This window comes from Pontibacter virosus, assembly GCF_003096355.1.
Lineage (GTDB): Bacteria > Bacteroidota > Bacteroidia > Cytophagales > Hymenobacteraceae > Pontibacter > Pontibacter virosus.
Genome location: NZ_QEKI01000003.1, coordinates 299,154 through 317,540, shown reverse-complemented (window position 1 = coordinate 317,540; position 18,387 = coordinate 299,154). Strand labels below are relative to the sequence as shown.

At 50.8% G+C, this 18,387-nt stretch carries 24 protein-coding genes; 17 read left to right on the top strand and 7 right to left on the bottom strand.

The window, feature by feature from the left end:
* Window positions 1-53: 53 nt before the first annotated feature.
* The gene (locus C8E01_RS06640) at window positions 54-410 is read left to right on the top strand and encodes a tRNA-binding protein (protein WP_116542691.1); all 357 of its coding nucleotides are present in this window, start codon (window positions 54-56) and stop codon (window positions 408-410) included.
* Window position 411: 1 nt separating this feature from the next.
* Here C8E01_RS06640 and C8E01_RS06635 read toward each other — a convergent pair whose 3' ends face one another.
* A complete protein-coding gene (locus C8E01_RS06635) occupies window positions 412-816 on the bottom strand; it encodes a DUF4296 domain-containing protein (protein WP_243409455.1) in 405 nt (134 codons plus the stop codon).
* A 59-nt stretch (window positions 817-875) separates the two neighbouring features.
* On the opposite strand from C8E01_RS06635, the gene C8E01_RS06630 reads away from it, so the two are divergent.
* From C8E01_RS06630 to C8E01_RS06600, 7 genes are all read left to right on the top strand, one after another.
* Entirely contained in the window at window positions 876-1,757 is an 882-nt protein-coding gene (locus tag C8E01_RS06630) for a DUF58 domain-containing protein (protein WP_116542566.1), read from the top strand.
* Window positions 1,750-2,661: a hypothetical protein gene (locus C8E01_RS06625; protein ID WP_133242735.1), complete on the top strand. Its 912-nt coding sequence runs from the start codon at window positions 1,750-1,752 to the stop codon at window positions 2,659-2,661. Before C8E01_RS06630 ends, C8E01_RS06625 begins: the two co-directional genes overlap by 8 nt.
* Complete coding sequence (locus C8E01_RS06620; RefSeq protein ID WP_165820580.1) at window positions 2,642-3,694, top strand: vWA domain-containing protein; 1,053 nt, start codon at window positions 2,642-2,644, stop codon at window positions 3,692-3,694. The genes C8E01_RS06625 and C8E01_RS06620 overlap by 20 nt, the downstream gene beginning before the upstream one ends.
* A gap of 182 nt (window positions 3,695-3,876) precedes the next feature.
* Window positions 3,877-4,563, top strand: coding sequence for a YggS family pyridoxal phosphate-dependent enzyme (locus tag C8E01_RS06615; protein WP_116542564.1), 687 nt, complete (start codon window positions 3,877-3,879; stop codon window positions 4,561-4,563).
* Window positions 4,564-4,605: 42 nt separating this feature from the next.
* Window positions 4,606-5,061, top strand: a complete 456-nt coding sequence (locus tag C8E01_RS06610) for a DUF2750 domain-containing protein (protein WP_116542563.1) — start codon at window positions 4,606-4,608, stop codon at window positions 5,059-5,061.
* Between the two features lie 110 nt (window positions 5,062-5,171).
* Window positions 5,172-6,089, top strand: a complete 918-nt coding sequence (locus tag C8E01_RS06605) for a glycerophosphodiester phosphodiesterase family protein (protein ID WP_116542562.1) — start codon at window positions 5,172-5,174, stop codon at window positions 6,087-6,089.
* Window positions 6,090-6,144: 55 nt separating this feature from the next.
* Entirely contained in the window at window positions 6,145-6,522 is a 378-nt protein-coding gene (locus tag C8E01_RS06600) for a DUF423 domain-containing protein (RefSeq protein WP_229733880.1), read from the top strand.
* A 77-nt stretch (window positions 6,523-6,599) separates the two neighbouring features.
* Here C8E01_RS06600 and C8E01_RS06595 read toward each other — a convergent pair whose 3' ends face one another.
* The 3 genes from C8E01_RS06595 to C8E01_RS06585 form a co-directional block, all read right to left on the bottom strand.
* Complete coding sequence (locus tag C8E01_RS06595; protein ID WP_116542560.1) at window positions 6,600-7,046, bottom strand: DUF1573 domain-containing protein; 447 nt, start codon at window positions 7,044-7,046, stop codon at window positions 6,600-6,602.
* Between the two features lie 79 nt (window positions 7,047-7,125).
* A complete protein-coding gene (locus C8E01_RS06590) occupies window positions 7,126-8,532 on the bottom strand; it encodes an ATP-dependent DNA helicase (RefSeq protein WP_116542559.1) in 1,407 nt (468 codons plus the stop codon).
* Window positions 8,533-8,653: 121 nt separating this feature from the next.
* Window positions 8,654-9,109 carry a PaaI family thioesterase gene (locus C8E01_RS06585; RefSeq protein ID WP_116542558.1) on the bottom strand — a complete coding sequence of 152 codons (456 nt, stop codon included), beginning with the start codon at window positions 9,107-9,109 and terminating at the stop codon, window positions 8,654-8,656.
* Between the two features lie 37 nt (window positions 9,110-9,146).
* Between C8E01_RS06585 and C8E01_RS06580 the strand changes: the two genes are divergently transcribed.
* The 3 genes from C8E01_RS06580 to coaD all read left to right on the top strand — a co-directional run bounded on the left by C8E01_RS06580 (window position 9,147) and on the right by coaD (window position 11,256).
* Window positions 9,147-9,635 (top strand): NUDIX domain-containing protein, encoded by a 489-nt coding sequence (locus tag C8E01_RS06580; RefSeq protein WP_116542557.1) that lies wholly within the window; start codon window positions 9,147-9,149, stop codon window positions 9,633-9,635.
* A 65-nt stretch (window positions 9,636-9,700) separates the two neighbouring features.
* Entirely contained in the window at window positions 9,701-10,588 is an 888-nt protein-coding gene (locus C8E01_RS06575) for a DUF3822 family protein (protein WP_116542556.1), read from the top strand.
* Window positions 10,589-10,776: 188 nt separating this feature from the next.
* Window positions 10,777-11,256: a pantetheine-phosphate adenylyltransferase gene (coaD, locus tag C8E01_RS06570; protein WP_116542555.1), complete on the top strand. Its 480-nt coding sequence runs from the start codon at window positions 10,777-10,779 to the stop codon at window positions 11,254-11,256.
* On the opposite strand, the gene C8E01_RS06565 is transcribed toward coaD, so the two are convergent.
* The gene (locus C8E01_RS06565; protein WP_116542554.1) at window positions 11,210-11,890 is read right to left on the bottom strand and encodes an NUDIX hydrolase; all 681 of its coding nucleotides are present in this window, start codon (window positions 11,888-11,890) and stop codon (window positions 11,210-11,212) included. The two genes, coaD and C8E01_RS06565, sit on opposite strands and share 47 nt — an antisense overlap.
* Window positions 11,891-11,999: 109 nt before the next feature.
* Here C8E01_RS06565 and pyrE point away from each other — a divergent pair, with 109 nt between their 5' ends.
* The 4 genes from pyrE (at window position 12,000) to C8E01_RS06540 (ending at window position 15,291) form a co-directional block, all read left to right on the top strand.
* Window positions 12,000-12,638, top strand: a complete 639-nt coding sequence (gene pyrE, locus C8E01_RS06560; protein ID WP_116542689.1) for an orotate phosphoribosyltransferase — start codon at window positions 12,000-12,002, stop codon at window positions 12,636-12,638.
* Window positions 12,639-12,716: 78 nt separating this feature from the next.
* The gene (locus C8E01_RS06555) at window positions 12,717-13,214 is read left to right on the top strand and encodes a metallophosphoesterase family protein (protein WP_116542553.1); all 498 of its coding nucleotides are present in this window, start codon (window positions 12,717-12,719) and stop codon (window positions 13,212-13,214) included.
* Between the two features lie 369 nt (window positions 13,215-13,583).
* Window positions 13,584-14,624 carry a threonine aldolase family protein gene (locus tag C8E01_RS06545; RefSeq protein WP_116542552.1) on the top strand — a complete coding sequence of 347 codons (1,041 nt, stop codon included), beginning with the start codon at window positions 13,584-13,586 and terminating at the stop codon, window positions 14,622-14,624.
* A gap of 34 nt (window positions 14,625-14,658) precedes the next feature.
* Window positions 14,659-15,291 carry a DNA-3-methyladenine glycosylase family protein gene (locus C8E01_RS06540; RefSeq protein ID WP_116542551.1) on the top strand — a complete coding sequence of 211 codons (633 nt, stop codon included), beginning with the start codon at window positions 14,659-14,661 and terminating at the stop codon, window positions 15,289-15,291.
* Between the two features lies 1 nt (window position 15,292).
* Here C8E01_RS06540 and C8E01_RS06535 read toward each other — a convergent pair whose 3' ends face one another.
* Window positions 15,293-16,204, bottom strand: a complete 912-nt coding sequence (locus C8E01_RS06535; RefSeq protein WP_116542550.1) for a DUF58 domain-containing protein — start codon at window positions 16,202-16,204, stop codon at window positions 15,293-15,295.
* 13 nt (window positions 16,205-16,217) lie between these two features.
* Window positions 16,218-16,628, bottom strand: coding sequence for a septal ring lytic transglycosylase RlpA family protein (locus C8E01_RS06530; RefSeq protein ID WP_116542549.1), 411 nt, complete (start codon window positions 16,626-16,628; stop codon window positions 16,218-16,220).
* A 148-nt stretch (window positions 16,629-16,776) separates the two neighbouring features.
* On the opposite strand from C8E01_RS06530, the gene C8E01_RS06525 reads away from it, so the two are divergent.
* The gene (locus C8E01_RS06525; protein WP_116542548.1) at window positions 16,777-17,133 is read left to right on the top strand and encodes a DUF3276 family protein; all 357 of its coding nucleotides are present in this window, start codon (window positions 16,777-16,779) and stop codon (window positions 17,131-17,133) included.
* Window positions 17,134-17,265: 132 nt separating this feature from the next.
* Window positions 17,266-18,363 carry a redox-regulated ATPase YchF gene (ychF, locus tag C8E01_RS06520; RefSeq protein WP_116542547.1) on the top strand — a complete coding sequence of 366 codons (1,098 nt, stop codon included), beginning with the start codon at window positions 17,266-17,268 and terminating at the stop codon, window positions 18,361-18,363.
* The last annotated feature ends 24 nt before the right edge of the window (window positions 18,364-18,387 follow it).

The following is an 18,387-nucleotide window of genomic DNA, read 5'->3' as shown; positions in this document are numbered from 1 at the left end:
AGACGTATTTTAAAGCAGAATCCTTAACTTGGGAGGGAAAAGCGAACACCAACATGCATACATCCACAGAGGCCATGCCAACCATATCATGGCAACATTTTGAACAGACAGACATCCGGGTGGGCACAATCGTAGAGGCCACTGAATTCCCGGAAGCACGAAAACCAGCTTACAAACTGCTGGTTGACCTGGGTCCGCTGGGCATGAAAAGATCGAGTGCTCAGATTACGAAGCACTATACCTTGAGCGAACTGCCTGGTAAGCAGGTGCTGTGTGTGACCAACCTGGGTAACAAGCAGATCGGGAAATACATGTCAGAGGTGCTGGTGACAGGGTTTGCTGACGAGAACGGAGACATTGTGTTAGCACAGCCCTCCGGACTGGTACCCAATGGCAGTAAACTGATTTAAGTTAGAAAGACTCCTTCATCCCCTCCGGCATGGGTCGGCGACCCGGCAGGGCGCCCGTGGTGTCAGTGGAGCGGAGTTTCGCCTCACGCACACTCAGCGTATCCAGTATGATCTCGTAGAGTTTGTCCATCTGCGGGAGGTTGTTCAGATAGTAACGGTAAGTTTTGCGGAACTCCTCCTCATCTACCCCATGCTGGGACAGAATCTGCATTTGCTCTTTGTTGAAGACCATCAGCGCGGTATCCGGGTACAGGACGTGGTTTTCGATGCGCGCTTCGGCAATGTGCACATCCGCCAGTATCTGCACCATCTTCTGCTCAGGCAACAGGTCAGCAGGTCGCTTTTCGGCGCTTTGGCCACAACCAGCCAGCACGACAAAGGAAAGTAGGTATAAAATTCGTTTCACGAATGTAATATTACGGGAATATGTCCTAATTTTAAAATCTGAGGCAAAGCCCCTACCCTATGAAGGAACTTGTTCAAAAGCTGCGCAAGTACGAGATACGCATACGCAAAGCCATCAACACCCAGATGCAGGGCGACTTCCACTCCGTTTTCAAAGGAACGGGGCTGGAGTTTGATGACGTGCGCGCCTACCAGTACGGTGACGATGTGCGTTCTATTGACTGGCACGTGTCGGCTAAAGGGCAGGGTACTTTCGTGAAAACCTATCGGGAAGAAAAAGAGCAGTCCGTTTTTCTGATGCTGGATGTAAGCGCTTCGCAAACCGTGGGAACGGGCCGCCAGCACAAACTGGATGTAGGGAAAGAAATATGCGGGGTGCTCGCCCTCGCTGCCGCCCGACAACAGAGCCAGATCGGCATCATTTGCTTCAGTGATCAGAAAGAGAAATACATCAAGCCTGCCAAAGGTATAGAGCAGGCGTATACCCTGATCAAGGCGCTGAGTGAACTGAAGCCCAAATCAGTGAAGACGAACCTTGCCGCTGGTATAAAGCTTACCCTGGACATTGTGAAGCGTCGTAGTATTATTCTACTGATCTCCGATTTCATTGACGTCAACTACGAAAGGGAACTGGCCATGCTGGCAAAGCGCCACGACCTGATCGTGATTCAGCTGCTCGATCTGCGTGAGCGTAACATGCCGAGCCTGGGCATTGTGCCTGTCGTGGATAAAGAAACCGGGAAAACCATCTGGCTCAACACTTCAGGCGCAGAATTCAAGGAACATTATTTTGCCCAGTACAAACAGAACCAGGACAGAGTGATCAGGATCTGCCAGAAATACCAGGCGAACTACCTGGCCATACAGGCCAATGAAGACTACGTCATGCAGCTGGTAAACCTTTTCCGCCTCCGCAACCGAACTTCCAAGAAAAGTGCGTAAAACTCTGCTTATATTCTTTTGCTTGATCTCCATTGGCACGCAGGCGCAGCAGTTGCTTCCGCCAGTCGGTGGCTTCAGCAAAGACTCTGTGTATATCGGAGAGCTCGTGCGCTATACACTTGTGCACCGGCACCCAGCAGCCCAGGAAGTTATACTGCCCGACTCCAGCTTTAACTTTGACCCCTTTGAACTGGTGCGGCAGGAATATTATCCGACCAACACCCGCGCAGGCATCAGCACAGACAGCACCGTCTATACCTTGCGCACCTTCGACACTACACCAATACAGTCGCTTGAACTGCCGGCCATTGTGCTGCAAGGCAAAGATACCTTGCAAGTCGTGTCGCCAAAGCGGTCAGTAGTGTTGCGCCAGTTGGTGCAGGACGTCTCCACTCCGCTTCAACTGCGCACACAGACAACCCTGGCGCAGGTGGAGGAACGTTTCGACTGGCCTATTCTGGTGCTCTGGATCGTAACCATTGCGGCTTTTATCGCGCTGGTGTGGCTGGTGTTCGGGCAAACGATCAAAATCAAATACCAACTCTACCGCCTTCGTAAGGACCACCTGTACTTCAACTCCAGGTATAACTCCCACGTGGACCGCTTCGTGAAAACAGGTGTGCCAACCAGTATGGAGAAAGCCGTGGCGCTTTGGAAAAACTACCTGACCAAACTCGAGCGCAGCGCCATTAACTCCTTTACCACAAAGGAGATTGTGGAGTACTACAACGACGACGAACAAGTGAACGTGGCGCTGCGCCTGTGCGACAAAGCCATTTACGGCAACATTACGGCCGAGCCCGACCAGGAAACAAACCAGGCCCTGAGCATGCTGCGCCGCTTTGCCCGCAGCCGCTACAAAACCCACCGCGAAATAACAGGAAATGCTAGAAATAAGCCCTGACATGCTGGACTGGCTGAGCCTAGAGTGGTTTAGCCTGAGTACAATGCGCTCTTTCGATTGGGTATACCCGCTGGTGCTGTATGCCCTGCCGGTGGTGCCCCTCCTATTCCTGCTCAAAGGCTTGCTCCGCCTCAAATCTCGCAGCAAGCTGGACATGGCCATGTTCGAAGGAACCGTGCGCTGGCAATGGTCGAGCCTGCTCCGCTTTGTACCGGAAGTGGTATTCATGCTGTTTGTGATGCTGGTGCTGCTGGCCCTGGCCCGGCCACAGCGTATAAACGAACAGGTAGAGCAAACGGCCGAAGGTATAGACATTGTGCTGGTCATGGATATATCGGGCTCCATGGAGCTGCAGGACATTAAGCCAAGCCGTCTGGAAGCAGCCAAAGACGTCGCCATCAACTTCATAAACGGTCGCGTGGCCGACCGCATCGGCTTGGTGGTTTTTGCCGGCGATGCCTATTCCCTGGCTCCACTTACCACCGATTACGAACTGCTTCGCGAGAGCATTCGCTCCATCGAAAACGGGATGATCCCAAACGACGGTACGGCCATTGGCAGCGCACTTGCCGTGGCCATCAACCGCATGCGCGACTCCAATGCCAAGAGTAAAGTAGCCATTCTGATCAGCGACGGTGAGAACACGGCCGGTAGCCTGGATCCGAACATGGCGGCCCGCCTGGCCTATGCGCACCAGATCAAGGTATACACGATCGGGATAGGAAAAGACGGCCTGGTGCCCTACGATGTGGATGCCAATGGCAAAACCTTGTTAGTCGAAACGCAGTTAGACGAAAAAAGCCTGCGCGAAATATCGCAGACTGGCGATGGCCAGTTTTTCAGAGCCGACTCACGCGAAGGTTTGCAGGAGGTTTTCCTGAACATCGACCAGTACGAGAAAACGGAGGTAAGGGAAAAGCGTTTCCGCGACACCTACGACTACTACCAGGTATACCTGAAGTGGGCGTTGCTATTACTTGTGATCTGGATGCTCCTGAAAAACACCTTCGTGACCAATGTGCTGGAAGACTAGTGAGTTTGAGAGTTTGGGAATTGAGGAGTTTGGGAATTTGGGAGTTAGATGGTGAGAAAGTTATGAGGTTTGGGGGAGGCTTTTTTGCTATTCCTTGTAGCAGCTCTTTAAACAGGAATGACGAATGGTATATACCTGAATCATATGAGTACTGGAAATATACTGAACACAAACATAAAACTATGTCTGACATTGCTGATAATATTCGTTTTTTTGATGAGATACTGCGTGGCACCCCCTGTCGCCTGGTAGCTGTTTCCAAAACACATTCCCCCGAAATGATCATGGAAGCCTATGATGCAGGGCATCGCATTTTCGGAGAAAACAAAGTGCAGGAATTGCTGGAAAAACGGGATGCTTTGCCGCACGACATCGCCTGGCATCTGATCGGGCACCTGCAGACCAATAAGGTAAAACAGATCGCACAATTCATCGACACCATACAGTCTGTGGACAGCCTGAAGCTGCTGGTGGAGGTCAATAAGAGGGCCGAACAGTTCAACCGCACTCTGCCTGTCAACTGCATGTTGCAGTTCGACATTGCCGACGAGGTAACCAAGTATGGCATGAGCTACGATGAGGCCGTTGCCCTGCTGCAAAGCGACGAGTACCGTAACATGCACTTCATCCGTATTACCGGAGTAATGGGCATCGCCACCAATACCGATGACGAGGAGAAACTTCGCGGAGAATTCAGAACACTGAGGGGATACTTCGAAAAGCTGAAAGAAACATTCTTTGCCGCCAACGACGACTTCAAAGAAATCTCAATGGGCATGACCTCTGACTGGGAACTGGCTGTAGCTGAAGGAAGTACTCTTATACGCGTAGGCAGCGGCATATTTGGAGCTCGCAATTACAACAAATAATCATACCTTACACCATCTTTTCACGCTAAACCAACCATCACCATGCAAGAAAATACCAACGAGAACATGGAGGCCAATTACAGAAAATTCATCCAACGCATTGTTGACACAGAAAGCGTCTGGGGTCTGACACATGACGAAACCTGGGCTACTTCCAGTTCTGCTGAATTTGAAGATGCAGAGGTGATCCTCTTCTGGTCCAATGCAGAAGGCGCCAAAACCTGTGCCGAAGACGACTGGAAAGAGTACAAGCCGGAGTCCATCACACTGGTTGAGTTTTTGGAAAACTGGTGCGTGGGCATGTATGGCGATCAATTGCTGCTCGGCCCGGATTGGGACGCCAGATTGATAGGTCGTGAGATGGAGCCGCTGGTAGTGGCACTGGATGTGGTGCACGAGCTGAAAGAAAAAGGCAAGACCCTGGAGTTTACACAGTACGACAGCCAGGATGAATTTGAAGAGCAGGTGATCGAAGCGCTGGAAGGCGAAGACGAATAAGCTGCTGCGGGAAGAAGGCGAGAGACAGGTATAAGATTTAACGATTTCTTAACGGGAATAAGGCATAGCCTTGCCTGTGGTTTCGCCTATCTTGCTGCAAAAATACCCGCATGCACAAAAACCTGCTTTTTGCCCCTTTCCTATACCTGCTAAGCTCTTGCACCATGCCTGCACAACAAGGCGCCATACCTGACAGCACAGTCCGCCACCTGCCCGCTTTCGATTTGGAAGGCCACCGGGGTGCCCGCGGCCTGATGCCGGAGAACACCATTCCGGCCATGATCCGGGCATTGGAGCTGGGGGTGACTACTTTGGAGATGGACACGCACATTACCAAAGATAAGCAGGTGGTGCTATCCCACGATCCCTACATCAACCACGAGCACGACCTACTGCCTGATGGCAGTGAAATACCAGCTGCCGACAAGCGTAAGTATGTGCTTTACCAGATGGACTATGCCACTATCAAAACATTCAATGCGGGCTCCAAATTTTACAACAAGTTTCCGCAGCAGGAGAAGCTTGCTGTTTACAAACCCCTCCTCTCCGACCTGATCGACTCAGTGCAGACCCACCTGCAGCAGAATGACTTGCCGCAAGTAAACTACAACATCGAGACGAAATCAAAGCCTAGCGGTGACGGCAAGCTGCACCCTGCTCCCGAGGAATTTGTGGAATTGCTCATGGGCGTGATCGAAGCGAAAGGTATAGCCGGGTGGGTCATCATCCAGTCGTTTGACGTGCGCACGCTGCAGGTACTGCGCCAGCACTACCCGCATATGAAAACTTCGCTCCTGGTTGAAAACGTGAAGGGGCTTGACAAGAACCTGGAAGCGCTGGGTTTTATACCTGACATCTACAGCCCCTATTACAGGCTCGTCACGCCAAAGTTAATCAAAGATTGCCATGCAAAAGGCATGAAGGTAGTTCCCTGGACGATCAATGAATTGCAGGTGATGCAGCGATTAAAAGACATGGGCGTGGACGGGCTAATTTCGGATTACCCCAACTTGTACCTGGAATTATGAAATGGCTGATTAATGTCGGAAATTAGCGTTTGTCAAACCAAAATACACTTTACCCGTGACTCAAAAAGCCATACTCTTAATAGCCAGTGCCCTGGGCGCACTTAGCGTGATGATCGGCGCCTTCGGGGCGCATGCCCTGGCCCCCATGCTGCGCGCCACCAACCGTGTCGAGACCTTTGAGACCGCTGTGAAATACCAGATGTACCATACACTGGCCCTGCTGGCAGTGGGGCTGCTGCTGTTTAAAGTGGAGCACCCAGCCCTGCAGATTGCCGCCTGGGCCTTCCTGATCGGCATCATCATCTTCTCGGGCTCACTCTATACCTTGATCCTGACGGGCGTGACCTGGATGGGTGCCATTACCCCAATCGGTGGAACTGCTATGATTGTGGGTTGGGCCGCCCTGTTCTACGCCATCCTGAAAGCGCTTTAAGGTATAGGAATTATACAAAAGAGAAAGGCTCCCGGTTATTTGCCGGGAGCCTTTCTCTTTTGGGAATGTATAGCCACTTACTGTGTTTTAGCGGCAGAAGCCGGCTTCTCTTTGATGTTGGTTACGATGTAAACGTACGTTGGCTCACCTGTATTCGAGTGAATCGTGATGGCTTTCTTCTGCTGGCCCATGCGACCAGCGCTGTTGTACTTGGCCTTCACATAACCAGTCTTGCCTGGCATCACCGCCTCTTTGGTCCAGTCAGGTGATGTGCACCCGCAAGTAACATCCACGCGATCAATCACAAGCGGCTGTGTACCCGTGTTGGTAAAGGTAAAGGTATGTTCTACCACATCGCCTTGCGCGATCTCACCAAAGTTGTGCTCGGTTGACTCAAACGTGATGGCAGGACCTGATTTGGCCTGTGCCTGTGGAGCGGCCGTTTGCTTGGCAGGGCCTTGCTGTGCTACGGCACCACCGGCTACCAGTGCTGCCATTGCAAAAGACAGGATTAACTTTTTCATACGTATAAAGGGTTTTGCTATTGCTGTTACGATTTGTCTGTTGTTATGTTCTAACGTTTTGGCAGACCATCTGAATATATCAGTCAACCAATAGTTGCTTGCTAAAGTTCAGCAGGTATAACTCTTCCGACGAACGGGTGAGCGCCGTATAAAGCCAGCGCGCAAATTCCTCGTTCACCATATCATCCTTCAAGAATCCCTGATCGACAAATACGGCTTTCCACTGGCCACCCTGCGCTTTATGGCAGGTCAGGGCATAAGCAAACTTTACCTGCAGCGCATTCAGGTAGGGGTTTTGCTTCATCTCTTTGGAGCGCTCCCGTTTGTTTTTGATGTCTGCGTAATCCTGCAGCACCGCATCATACAGCTTCTTGTTCTGGTCGGCTGGCAAGGCCGGCGCATCGGTATACAAGGTGTCGAGCATGATTTTCACTTCCAGTTCATCCTCTTCCGGATAGTCAACGAATCGCACGCGCACATCGGCAAAGCGGAGGTCGTACATGTCCTCATACCGGATGATTTTGGTGATCTCGACAAAGTCGCCATTGGCCATAAAGCCGATGTTAGACTCCTTTGGCAACCAGAAGTAGTTATTTCGCACGATCATCAGGTAATCCCCCACGCCGATCTCGTCCTCCGAGAAAAATATCTGGCGCCGGATGTGTTGATTGTACAGGTTAGCGGACTTGTTGGAGCGGCAAATCACAATGGAGTTCTCAACCCCAAACTTGTCGTAAGCGTAGCGCAGGCCGTCTTCAAGCTTTTCGCCCGTCATGCGGTAAATGTCGCGCCAGCCTTTGGTGTGCAGTTTTATCTCAGGCTTATCGCTTAGCAATTGGTCACGCAGCTGCGTGGCATTCATCAGTATGCCCGAGGCCTCCGCCTGTCGCATGACCTGGCGTAGTTCCAGCTCGTGTACCTGGCAACGGAAGTTTTGCTTTAAGTAATCTGCGTTAAGTGCCGGACTAAGTGCCTGGTTAACCGGGGGCAACTGGGCCGTATCACCGATCAAGAGTAGTTTGTTGCTCTTGTTCTCAAACACGTAGCCCATCAGGTCCCGCAGCAAACCATTTTGCCCAAAGCCAGTGTCGTCCGAGATCATGGATGACTCGTCTACGATGTAAAAGGTCTTGTCCGCTTTGTTGGGCATGCGGGTGAAGGCCAGTCCTTCGGAATAAGGGTTAGCCGTTTGCCGGTATATCTTTTTGTGGATGGTAAACGCTTTGCGGCCGCTGTACGAGGCCATCACCTTGGCAGCACGGCCTGTCGGGGCCAGCAACACATACTTATACCCAAAGGTGCGGAGAATCTTCACCAGCGAGGTAACCACGGTTGTTTTACCTGTACCGGCGTAGCCTTTAAGCAAGAACACAGATTTTTCGGCTTCGGTGTCCGATATAAATTCGTCAAGCTTGGCAAAAAGCCGCGCCTGATCCTGGGTAGGCTCAAACGGAAAACTTGTTCTAAGTGCCTCTACTGGACGCATTTTTAGGAGTTAAGAGTTGAAAGTTATGAGTTAAAAGTTAGAAGTGTTTCATTTTAAAGATGGAAAAATAAAGCATGGATCATTCGCATAGGATAGATCTTATACCTCTCACTTTAAACTTTTAACTCTCAACTTTTAACTCACTTGGTGCAATGTTGGCCATGGAGGCGCTGGCTTTAGCAATCAGAAGGGGCTCCTGGGCATCTTTTACCACGTATACCTCGGCTTCACAGAAATTAAGTTTACGTCCCTGCTTCAGCACATAGCCCTTGGCAAGCAGCTTGTCGCCCACACCCGGATGGAAGTAGGACACTTTGATCTCGGCTGTTACTACGTGGTGCCCCTTCGGCACCAGACTTACGGCGGCAAAGCCCGCCACAATATCGGCTAGCGTCGCGATAACGCCGCCGTGCGCGAAGCCCTTGTGCTGCTTGTGCTTCTGTTCCAGCAGCAGTTCGCCCTCTACCCTGCCCACTTCTATTTTGGTTACTTCAAAGCCCATGAGCTTCATAAACTCCTGGCGCTCCAGTTTTTCTTTTATATCCGCCCGAAAATCGGGGTTGTAGGTCTGAATCATTTTGTAAATTTACCACCTATACCCCGCTATCGCAAACATGAACACACTAAACCCCAATGCCGCCGCCTATGCCGGTAAAGTAAGGCTGCGCGTGTGCGGCATTTGCCTGCAGGACAATAAACTCCTACTTGTGCGCCACCAGCCAACGCTTAACAATGTCGCTTTCTGGGCACCGCCCGGCGGCGGGCTGCAGTACGGCGAAACCGTGGAAGCCTGCCTGGTGCGCGAAGTGCTGGAAGAAACTGGTTTGCATACAAAAGTGAAGCGCTTCCTGTTTGTAAATGAATTCCTGGAGAAGCCGCTTCAGGCTGTAGAGCTGTTCTTTGAGCTGGAAGTGATAGGTGGCGAACTGGTAAGAGGTATAGATCCAGAGGCAAGTGCGGAACAGCAACTGATCGAAGAAGTCGCTTTTCTGAGCCTCGAAGAAATACGCCAGATTCCTTTGGCTGACAAACACAGCATACTCCATTACCTGTTTTCGCTGGACGATCTGTTCGGCCTGCCACATCGCTTTGTGCAGGCATGATCCTTTTACTAGATTTTTAGTATACTTGCATAGCGCAATATACTATCAACCGGAGCTCCTATACCTTGACGACCATTAACACGCACTTTCGGCTATCCTACCAACTACAGGATGAGGCTTTTAAGCTTTCGCAGGCAGGCAATTGTAATCTCTATATTGCTGTCAGCTCAAAAGCCATGCGCCTAGCCGTAGTAGATGTAGAGCGCAACAAGTTTGTGGCCCTCGAGGATTACGAGCTTATCACAGTATTTACGCCGCTTCAGATAGCCGAGCAGTTGCGCCTTATTGCCGACCAAAGCCCCATCCTGCAGGAGCAACGCTGGCTCGACATTCGCGTCAGTGTCAGCAACCAGTTCTTTACCCTCGTACCGGAAACGCTCTTTGATCCGGCGCATCAGGAAGACTACCTGCGGCTGCATAGCAACCTCGACCCACAGCAGCATGTCATCCTCTACAACCGCACGTTCGGATTGGATGCAGTGAATATTTTCGCCATCGATGGTGTACTCTACCGCATGGCCCAAAGCCTTTTCCCGGAGCGCCCTGTTCGGTTCACGCACCAGACCAGCGCACTGATCAAAAGCCTGCTACACCAGTCAGACCGCAAGGCGGGCCGCACCATGCACCTCTATGTCGAGCGTAATTATGTAACCGTGCTCGTGATAGACGAAAATGGGCTGCAGTTCTGTAACGTGTTCCATTACCTGAGCCCCGAAGACTTTATCTACTTCGTTATTTTTGTGATGCAGGAGCAGAAGATGAACCCGGAGCAGGAAACCATTACGGCCTGGGGCGACATCACCCCGGATTCCAGCCTCTTCAACATACTCAAAAAATACATCCGGCAGGTACGCTTCGGCAAACGCCCTACTGACGTAGGCTACAGCTACAAGTTCGATGACCTATTCGAACACCGCTATTTCGAACTGTTCAGCTTACATTTTTGTGAGTAGTATAAATTATTTAAATTGTTGATGGTTGAATTGTTAGTATTCTTAAGCATTGACCCGCTGTGCAATCGTACCCTTCATGAAGCAACCTCCATGCACTGTAATTCAACTTGCTTTAAGATAAGCCCTATAACAATTTAGCCTTTCAACCATCAACCAACTCACTCATTCGCTAAATCACTCAATCAAAAATGAAAAGAACCGCTATATTTCCCGGATCGTTTGACCCATTTACCAATGGCCACCTGGATGTGGTGTTGCGTGGTTCCAAGATGTTTGATGAGATCATCATTGCCATAGGGAATAACAGCAGCAAGCAGCGCTACATTCCGGTAGACAAAATGGTGGAGGTGATCAATGGGGTGTTTAAGGACCAGCCTAACATACAGGCGCAGCCTTACAAAGGGCTGACGGCAGAGTTTGCGCGGGAAGTGGGGGCTACATTTTTACTGCGCGGACTGCGCAATACGACTGACTTCGAATATGAAAATACGATCGCCCAGGCTAACCGTCACATTAACCCGGAACTGGAGACTGTTTTCCTGATCACCTCACCGGCTCTGGCGGCCATCAGTTCCACCATCATCCGTGAGATTCACCGTTTCGGAGGAAACGTGGATGATTTTATACCTTTCCAGATTTCAGAGATTGGAGATATTCCCGCACAATAAAAGCGATGGAGGTATAGGCTTTTGGTAACACTTCCATGGCCTCTTCAGGCGTCATCCAACGCACTTCTTCAATAAACTCCTCGGCTTGAGGTTTCATCAGGCTGTCGTCGCTGCATTGCATCAGGTACCAACTCGTCTTCTTGAGGATCTTTTTGCCCTTATAGGCATAGGAATGCCAGGTTTTCGGGAGTTTGCGCAACACCTGTACCGTTATGTTGCACTCCTCTTCTACCTCCCGTATAGCTCCATCCTGCGACTTCTCGCCTTTATCCAGCTTCCCTTTTGGCAGATCCCATACACCCAGGCGGTAAATCATCAGGATCTTGCCGTCTTTCAGCACCAGTCCGCCACCGGCCTTCACGATCTTGAACTGGTCCTTCAGGTGCTCGATCAGTTGCTTTTTCTTATTGGCTACCAGCGTAAGTGAATTCAGCTTTTTCAGCTTCTTCACTTCCATCAACCTGATTATACGGTCAATTAATTGTGCGTCAGCCCGTTTGATCATCACATCCCCCACCAGATCCTTAGACGTAAAATGGTTGTCAGCATCGAGCACCAGGTCGTAGTGATGACGGTATACCTTCTCGTTTGACTTTTTGATGATAAGCGGAATATCGTTAATGAAAACGTTCATAGGGAAAGGTGCTCGTATATCAGGCTTGAAATTTACACAAATCAATCAATATTTCGCTGTAAAGAAAATACAGGTCGCCAAAAAGGGGAAATATTTCTTAAATTCGGCCATGGATAATCAGACGACAGCACACCAGGTAGCCTCTTTCCTGCTGGAAACCGAGGCCGTGAAATTGAGACCAGAGCAGCCTTTTAAATGGAGCTCCGGCTGGAATTCGCCCATTTACTGCGACAACCGCGTAACGTTATCCTTCCCCTACATCCGGAGCTACATCAAGCAGCAGTTGGCAGACATGATCCGGCAAAACTTTCCGGAGGCCGAAGCCATTGCAGGCGTGGCCACGGCAGGTATAGCGCAGGGTGTACTCGTGGCCGATCTGCTCGAAATGCCCTTTCTGTATGTACGGCCGCAACCAAAAAGTCATGGTATGGCCAACCAGATTGAAGGCAAATTAATTTCGGGTCAGAAAGTGGTGATGGTGGAAGATTTGATCTCGACAGGCGGAAGTTCGCTGAAGGCAGCCGAGGCCGTACGTTCAGCGGGCGGCAATGTGATCGGTATGGCAGCCATTTTCACGTATGGTTTTACGGTGGCAGAAAACAATTTTAAAGAGGCAGGTATACCGCTGCACTCCCTGAGCGATTACCAGGCGCTGACGGAAGCGGCCATGCAAAACGGGTACATCCCGGAATCGGCCATGCCAACGCTGGCTGAATGGCGCCAGTCACCGGAAACCTGGAAGGTATAATTGTACAAGACAAAAGGGCTTTTGACAAAGGACAAAGGAATTCTACCAGCGATCAAAAGACTTTTTTAAAGGTATAGCATGAAAATAGGCCTCCTCTCTGACACGCACGACTACGTAGACGATCAGATCCTGCGCCTGCTGGGCGACCGGGACGAGATCTGGCACGCCGGTGATTTCGGCACTGCCCGGGTGGCGGAGCGTCTCAGCGAGGTGGCCCCCCTTCGGGGCGTGTACGGCAACATCGACGGGCAGGACATCCGGGTGCTATACCCAAAGGTACTGCGCTTCGAGGCCAACGGGCTGGACGTGCTCATGACGCATATCGGGGGCTACCCGGGCAAATACCATCCGGATATCCGAGATCAGATCAGGGCAAACCCGCCGGGCCTTTTCATCACCGGTCACTCGCACATCCTGAAAGTAATGCCTGACAAAAGCCTGAACAACCTGTTGCACATCAATCCGGGGGCGGCTGGTATGCACGGCTTTCACAAGGTGCGCACGATGGTGCGCTTCTCAATAGAAGCGGGAAAGGTGCGCGACCTGCAGGTGATCGAGCTGGGCAAAAGGGCATAAAAAAAGCGTGCCTGCTGGTGCAAGCACACTTTGAAGTCTTCGGAAAACCCGCCACCCGCAGCTTTCACAGCGTTGGCAGGCAGATGGTTTTACTTTGCCGTAAAAGACTACTCAGCAGAAGCTTCTTCTTCCTTCTTGTTCTTTGGCGCTTCACCGAACTGAGCACGCAGCTCGTCCATGTCCACGTTCTTGATAACTGGTGTCAAAAGCAATTGCTTAATTCTGGCAACCTTGTTGTTTGCTCTTGCCTTATTCTTACGGTCTTTTCTTTTAAGTCTAGTAACTCCCATCGTTGCAAAATTTAAATTTGAAGGGCAAAAGTAAGTTATTATTTTTACAAAGTAAAGTATTTCTAGCATCAAATTCGATATGAACATAACAGACCTACGCTCGGATACCGTTACCAAGCCCACTCCTGATATGCTGCAGGCCATGTTTGCCGCTCAGGTAGGCGACGACGTGTACGAAGAAGACCCGACCATAAATGCCCTCGAGCAGAAAGCCGCTGCCCTGTTTGGGATGGAAGCAGGCCTTTTCTGTCCTTCCGGTACCATGACGAACCAGATCGCCATCAAAGCACACACCGAGCCGATGACGGAGGTGATCTGCGACATTACGGCGCACATTTACCAGTATGAAGGAGGCGGCATCATGTTTAACTCCGGAGCATCGGTGGCACTGGTGCACGGTGAACGCGGTAAAATGACGCCTGCTCAGGTAGAGGCGCACATTCGTCCGGATAACATCCACTACCCTCCTACCCGTCTGGTAGCACTCGAGAATACTTGCAACAAAGGGGGTGGTTCCTACTATACCTTGCCTGAGATCGCGGCCATTTCTGAGGTATGCAAGCGCTACGGCATTGCCCTGCACCTGGATGGTGCGCGTGTTTTCAATGCGTTGGTAGCTTCTGGAGAGAACCCACAGGAATACGGCAAGTACTTCGACAGCATCTCGATCTGCCTTTCCAAAGGCCTGGGTGCGCCAGTGGGCTCGCTGCTGCTCGGCACCAAAGCATTTATCAAAAAGTCGCGTCGCATCCGCAAAGTGCTGGGTGGCGGTATACGCCAGGGCGGTTACCTGGCAGCGGCTGGCATCTATGCGCTCGATCACCATGTAGCGCGCCTGGCGGAAGACCACCGCAAAGCCAAAGTCATAGAGCAGGTGCTGCGTGAAGCGGATTATGTGGATTATGTAATGCCGGTAGAGACCAATATTGTTATCCTGAAATTGAATGACAGGTATAAGGACACAGATTTCGTTGCCCTCCTGGCCGAGCAAAACATCCGGGCTGGCAGTTTCGGACCGCAGATGATACGCTTTGTGACGCACCTGGATGTGAGCGAGGAAATGTTGCAGCATGTGCTCGGAGTATTGCAAAAATTGAACAAACAGCAGGTGGAGGTATAGCTTCGGTTATACCTTCTTTTTTAAAGCTAAAGGCATGAGTGAGCAATACCCAGATTACATGACTTCTGAAGTGATGGCCGTGCTTTCAAGTGATCCGGTACTGGCAGGTATTATACGAAATGGAAAGCCGCTGGAATCTTCACGGTCAGAGGACATTTACTTTAAAATGCTCAGCGCCATCGTGTCGCAGCAGCTCAGCACCAAAGCGGCGGCCACTATCTTTGCGCGCTTCAAAGGTCTCTTTCCGGACAGCTACCCGCATCCTCACCTGGTACTCGAAACGCCGGATGAAACCCTGAGAAGTGCAGGGCTTTCATTTCAGAAAATTGGCTATGTGCGCAATGTAGCAGCTTTTGCACAAGGTGGGAATCTAGAGCACAGCGTGATCGATGTTATGGAAGACGAAGCCCTGATCCAGCACCTGACGCAGATCAAAGGCGTTGGGCGTTGGACGGTAGAGATGCTGCTGATGTTTGCTTTAGAACGGTCTGATGTGTTGCCGGTAGATGATTTAGGTATACAGAACGCCATGAAACGTCATTACGGTTTGGAAGAAAACGGCAGGGCGCTCAAGGCAAGGATGCTCGATATTGCTGAAAACTGGCGACCCTACCGTACCGTGGCCTGCAAATACCTATGGCAGTCGCTGGATAATTCGCCGGACTAAACTACCGCACTTTCGCCCGCTTCACCAGGTAGCTGTACAGCACCTTGTCAAACGGTTCGCTGATATCTACGGGCACGAAGTCGATCTTGTACTGGCCGCATTTCAGTTCCAGTTCGCGCTTATAGTTGGCCACGGCGTTACGGTAGTGCTCCTTCACCTGCGATGGCTGCAGCTTCAGTTCCTGTCCTGTCTCCACATCCACAAACACATAAGGGCGTTCGGCAAAGTCAAATTCCTCTTCGGTGCGGCGGTCCATCACGTGGAAGATCAGCACTTCGTGCTTCTGGTGCTTGAGGTGCTGCAGGGCTGCAAAAATGGCGTCGCTGTTCTCGTGCTGACCCAGCATATCACTCAGGATCACCACCAGCGAGCGCTTGGGTATCTGCTGGGCGATTTGATGGATGACGGACGCTACATCAGTTTGTGCACGGGTGGGTGCCTCTTCCAGTTGCTTTTGGAGCAATAATAACAGGGTATGCAGGTGCGAAGCCGTAGACCGCACGGGCGTTTGCTGGCGTATAGTGTCGGCAAAGGTCACCAGACCCACGGCATCGCGCTGCTTCCGAAGCAACGTGGCCAGTGCGGCCGCACAAAGTATACTGAAAGTCAGTTTCCCGCGATTCTCCACCGGGTAGTACATGGAAGGGGAAACATCGAGCAGGATGTGGCAGCGCAGGTTCGTCTCTTCCTCAAAGCGCTTTACAAACAGCTTGTCGGTGCGGGCGTATACCTTCCAGTCTATGTGGCGGATGCTCTCGCCGCTGTTGTAAAGGCGGTGCTCCGAAAACTCCACCGAAAAGCCATGGTAGGGCGACTGGTGCAGCCCCGTAATAAAGCCCTCCACCAGCTGCTTTGCCAGAAATTCCATATTCTCAAATTTCTGAACATCGGCTAGGGTGAGTGGCTTTTTCATACAGGTATAGGGCTTATTTCTTGCCGGTCGGCTTTATCTCAGAAACGACGGTGGTCATTTCGGGTTGCCCATCATCCGCAACTTCCTGCAGTTGTACCGGGGCAACTCCCTCCCGGATCAGCCCGATCTGCTGTGCTGCAGCCCTCGATAAGTCTATGATCCGGTGCCGGCTAGGTGCCATCCGATCGTTGATGCGCACCACTACGGTCTTGCCGTTGCGCACATTGGTCACCTGTATAAAGGTGTTGAACGGCAAGGTGGCATGGGCAGCAGTCAACTGCATTTTGTCGTAGCGCTCGCCATTTGCCGTTCGGTGTCCGTGCATGCGGTCGGCGTAGTAAGAAGCCTTCCCGTCAGCAGAGTACAGTGCCGTGCCGGAGTTGAATGAAAAGAGAAATACCAGTATAAGTGAAAACAAATTCATACTATACTATATTTGGTCCGGTGGCAAATATAGAATTAATTCTCTGCAGGGCTGCAAGAGCACTAAATTTTAAATTCAAAAATTTTTATATATCAGAACAATATGTTAGCTTTAGGTTCAGAAAGTTGAATTTAACGTCTATAACACGGTGGAAGAGAACAACGACAAAGCAGAAATTTATTCCCAAAGGGTGAGAGCAGGGAAGAGAACGTATTTCTTTGATGTGAAATCAACTCGCTCAAATGACTTCTATGTGACCATCACAGAGAGCAAGCGCAAGTTCAAGGATGATGAATTCTCGTACGAGAAGCACAAGATCTTCCTTTACAAAGAGGACTTCGTGAAGTTCATGGAAGCTTTACAGGGCACAATCGATCACGTTAAATCCGAACTTTTGACAGAAGAGGCGCTTGCCGCTCTCGAAAACCCAGCCGAAGCTGAGTTGAGACCGGTGCCGGTGGCTAGTGCCGAGGTATCTTTTGATGAAGAACTTAAGTGGGAATAATATCCCCGTTTTTAGTTTAGCGACCGAGAGCCCGTGTTATCAGCACGGGCTTTTTTTATACATCCGGCCCCTACCCTATACTTGCCGAAATTTCGTACCTTTGCACCCTGATATAAAACAAGATAAAGATAAATGGGACTAAGATGCGGAATCGTAGGACTGCCAAACGTGGGCAAGTCCACTTTGTTCAACGCTATTTCGAATGCCAAGGCAGAATCTGCCAACTACCCTTTCTGTACCATCGAGCCAAACGTGGGCGTAATCACGGTGCCAGATGAGCGTCTCCAGATCCTGGAGGAGTTGGTAAACCCGCAGCGCGTGCTACCAACGGTGATCGAGTTTGTGGACATTGCCGGCCTGGTAAAAGGTGCCAGCAAAGGCGAAGGGCTAGGCAACAAGTTTCTGGCCAACATCCGGGAGGTAGACGCCATCATTCACGTAGTGCGTTGCTTCGAAGATCCGAACATCGTACACGTAGCGGGCAAAGTAGATCCGATATCTGACAAAGAGATCATCGATACGGAGCTTCAATTAAAAGACCTGGAGTCGATTGATAAAATGCTGCAGAAGGTACAGCGCTCCGCCAAAGCCGGTGATGCGAAAGCCAAAAAAGAGCTGGCCATTCTGGAGAAATACAAGAACCACCTTGAGCAGGGCCTGAACGCACGCAGTCTCGAAGCAACCGAAGAAGACAAAGAAACAGTTAGCGAGCTCAACCTCCTCACGGACAAGCCGGTGATTTATGCCGCCAACGTAGACGAGAACTCAATGCTGGAAGGCAACGAATTTTCTCGAGCCTTGGAAGAGCACGTGAAAAACGAGAATGCACAGGTCGTTTTGATCTCAGCCTCCATCGAAGCGCAGATTGCAGAACTAACTGATCCCGAAGAAAAAGAAATGTTCCTGGCAGAGTATGGCTTGAAAGAGTCTGGCCTGAACAAACTGATCCGTGCCTCTTACGACCTGCTCAACCTGATCACCTACTTTACAGCCGGTGTGAAAGAAGTCCGCGCCTGGACCATCGGAAAAGGCTGGAAAGCCCCTGCTGCAGCGGGTGTCATCCACTCTGACTTCGAGAAGGGTTTTATTCGCGCAGAGGTGATCAAGCTAAAGGATTACCAGGAATACAAGACCGAAGCGAAGATAAAGGAAGCCGGTAAAATGGCGGTGGAAGGCAAGGACTACGTGGTACAGGACGGTGATATTATGCACTTCCGATTCAACGTTTAAGGTATAAGCTATACCATCAAACAG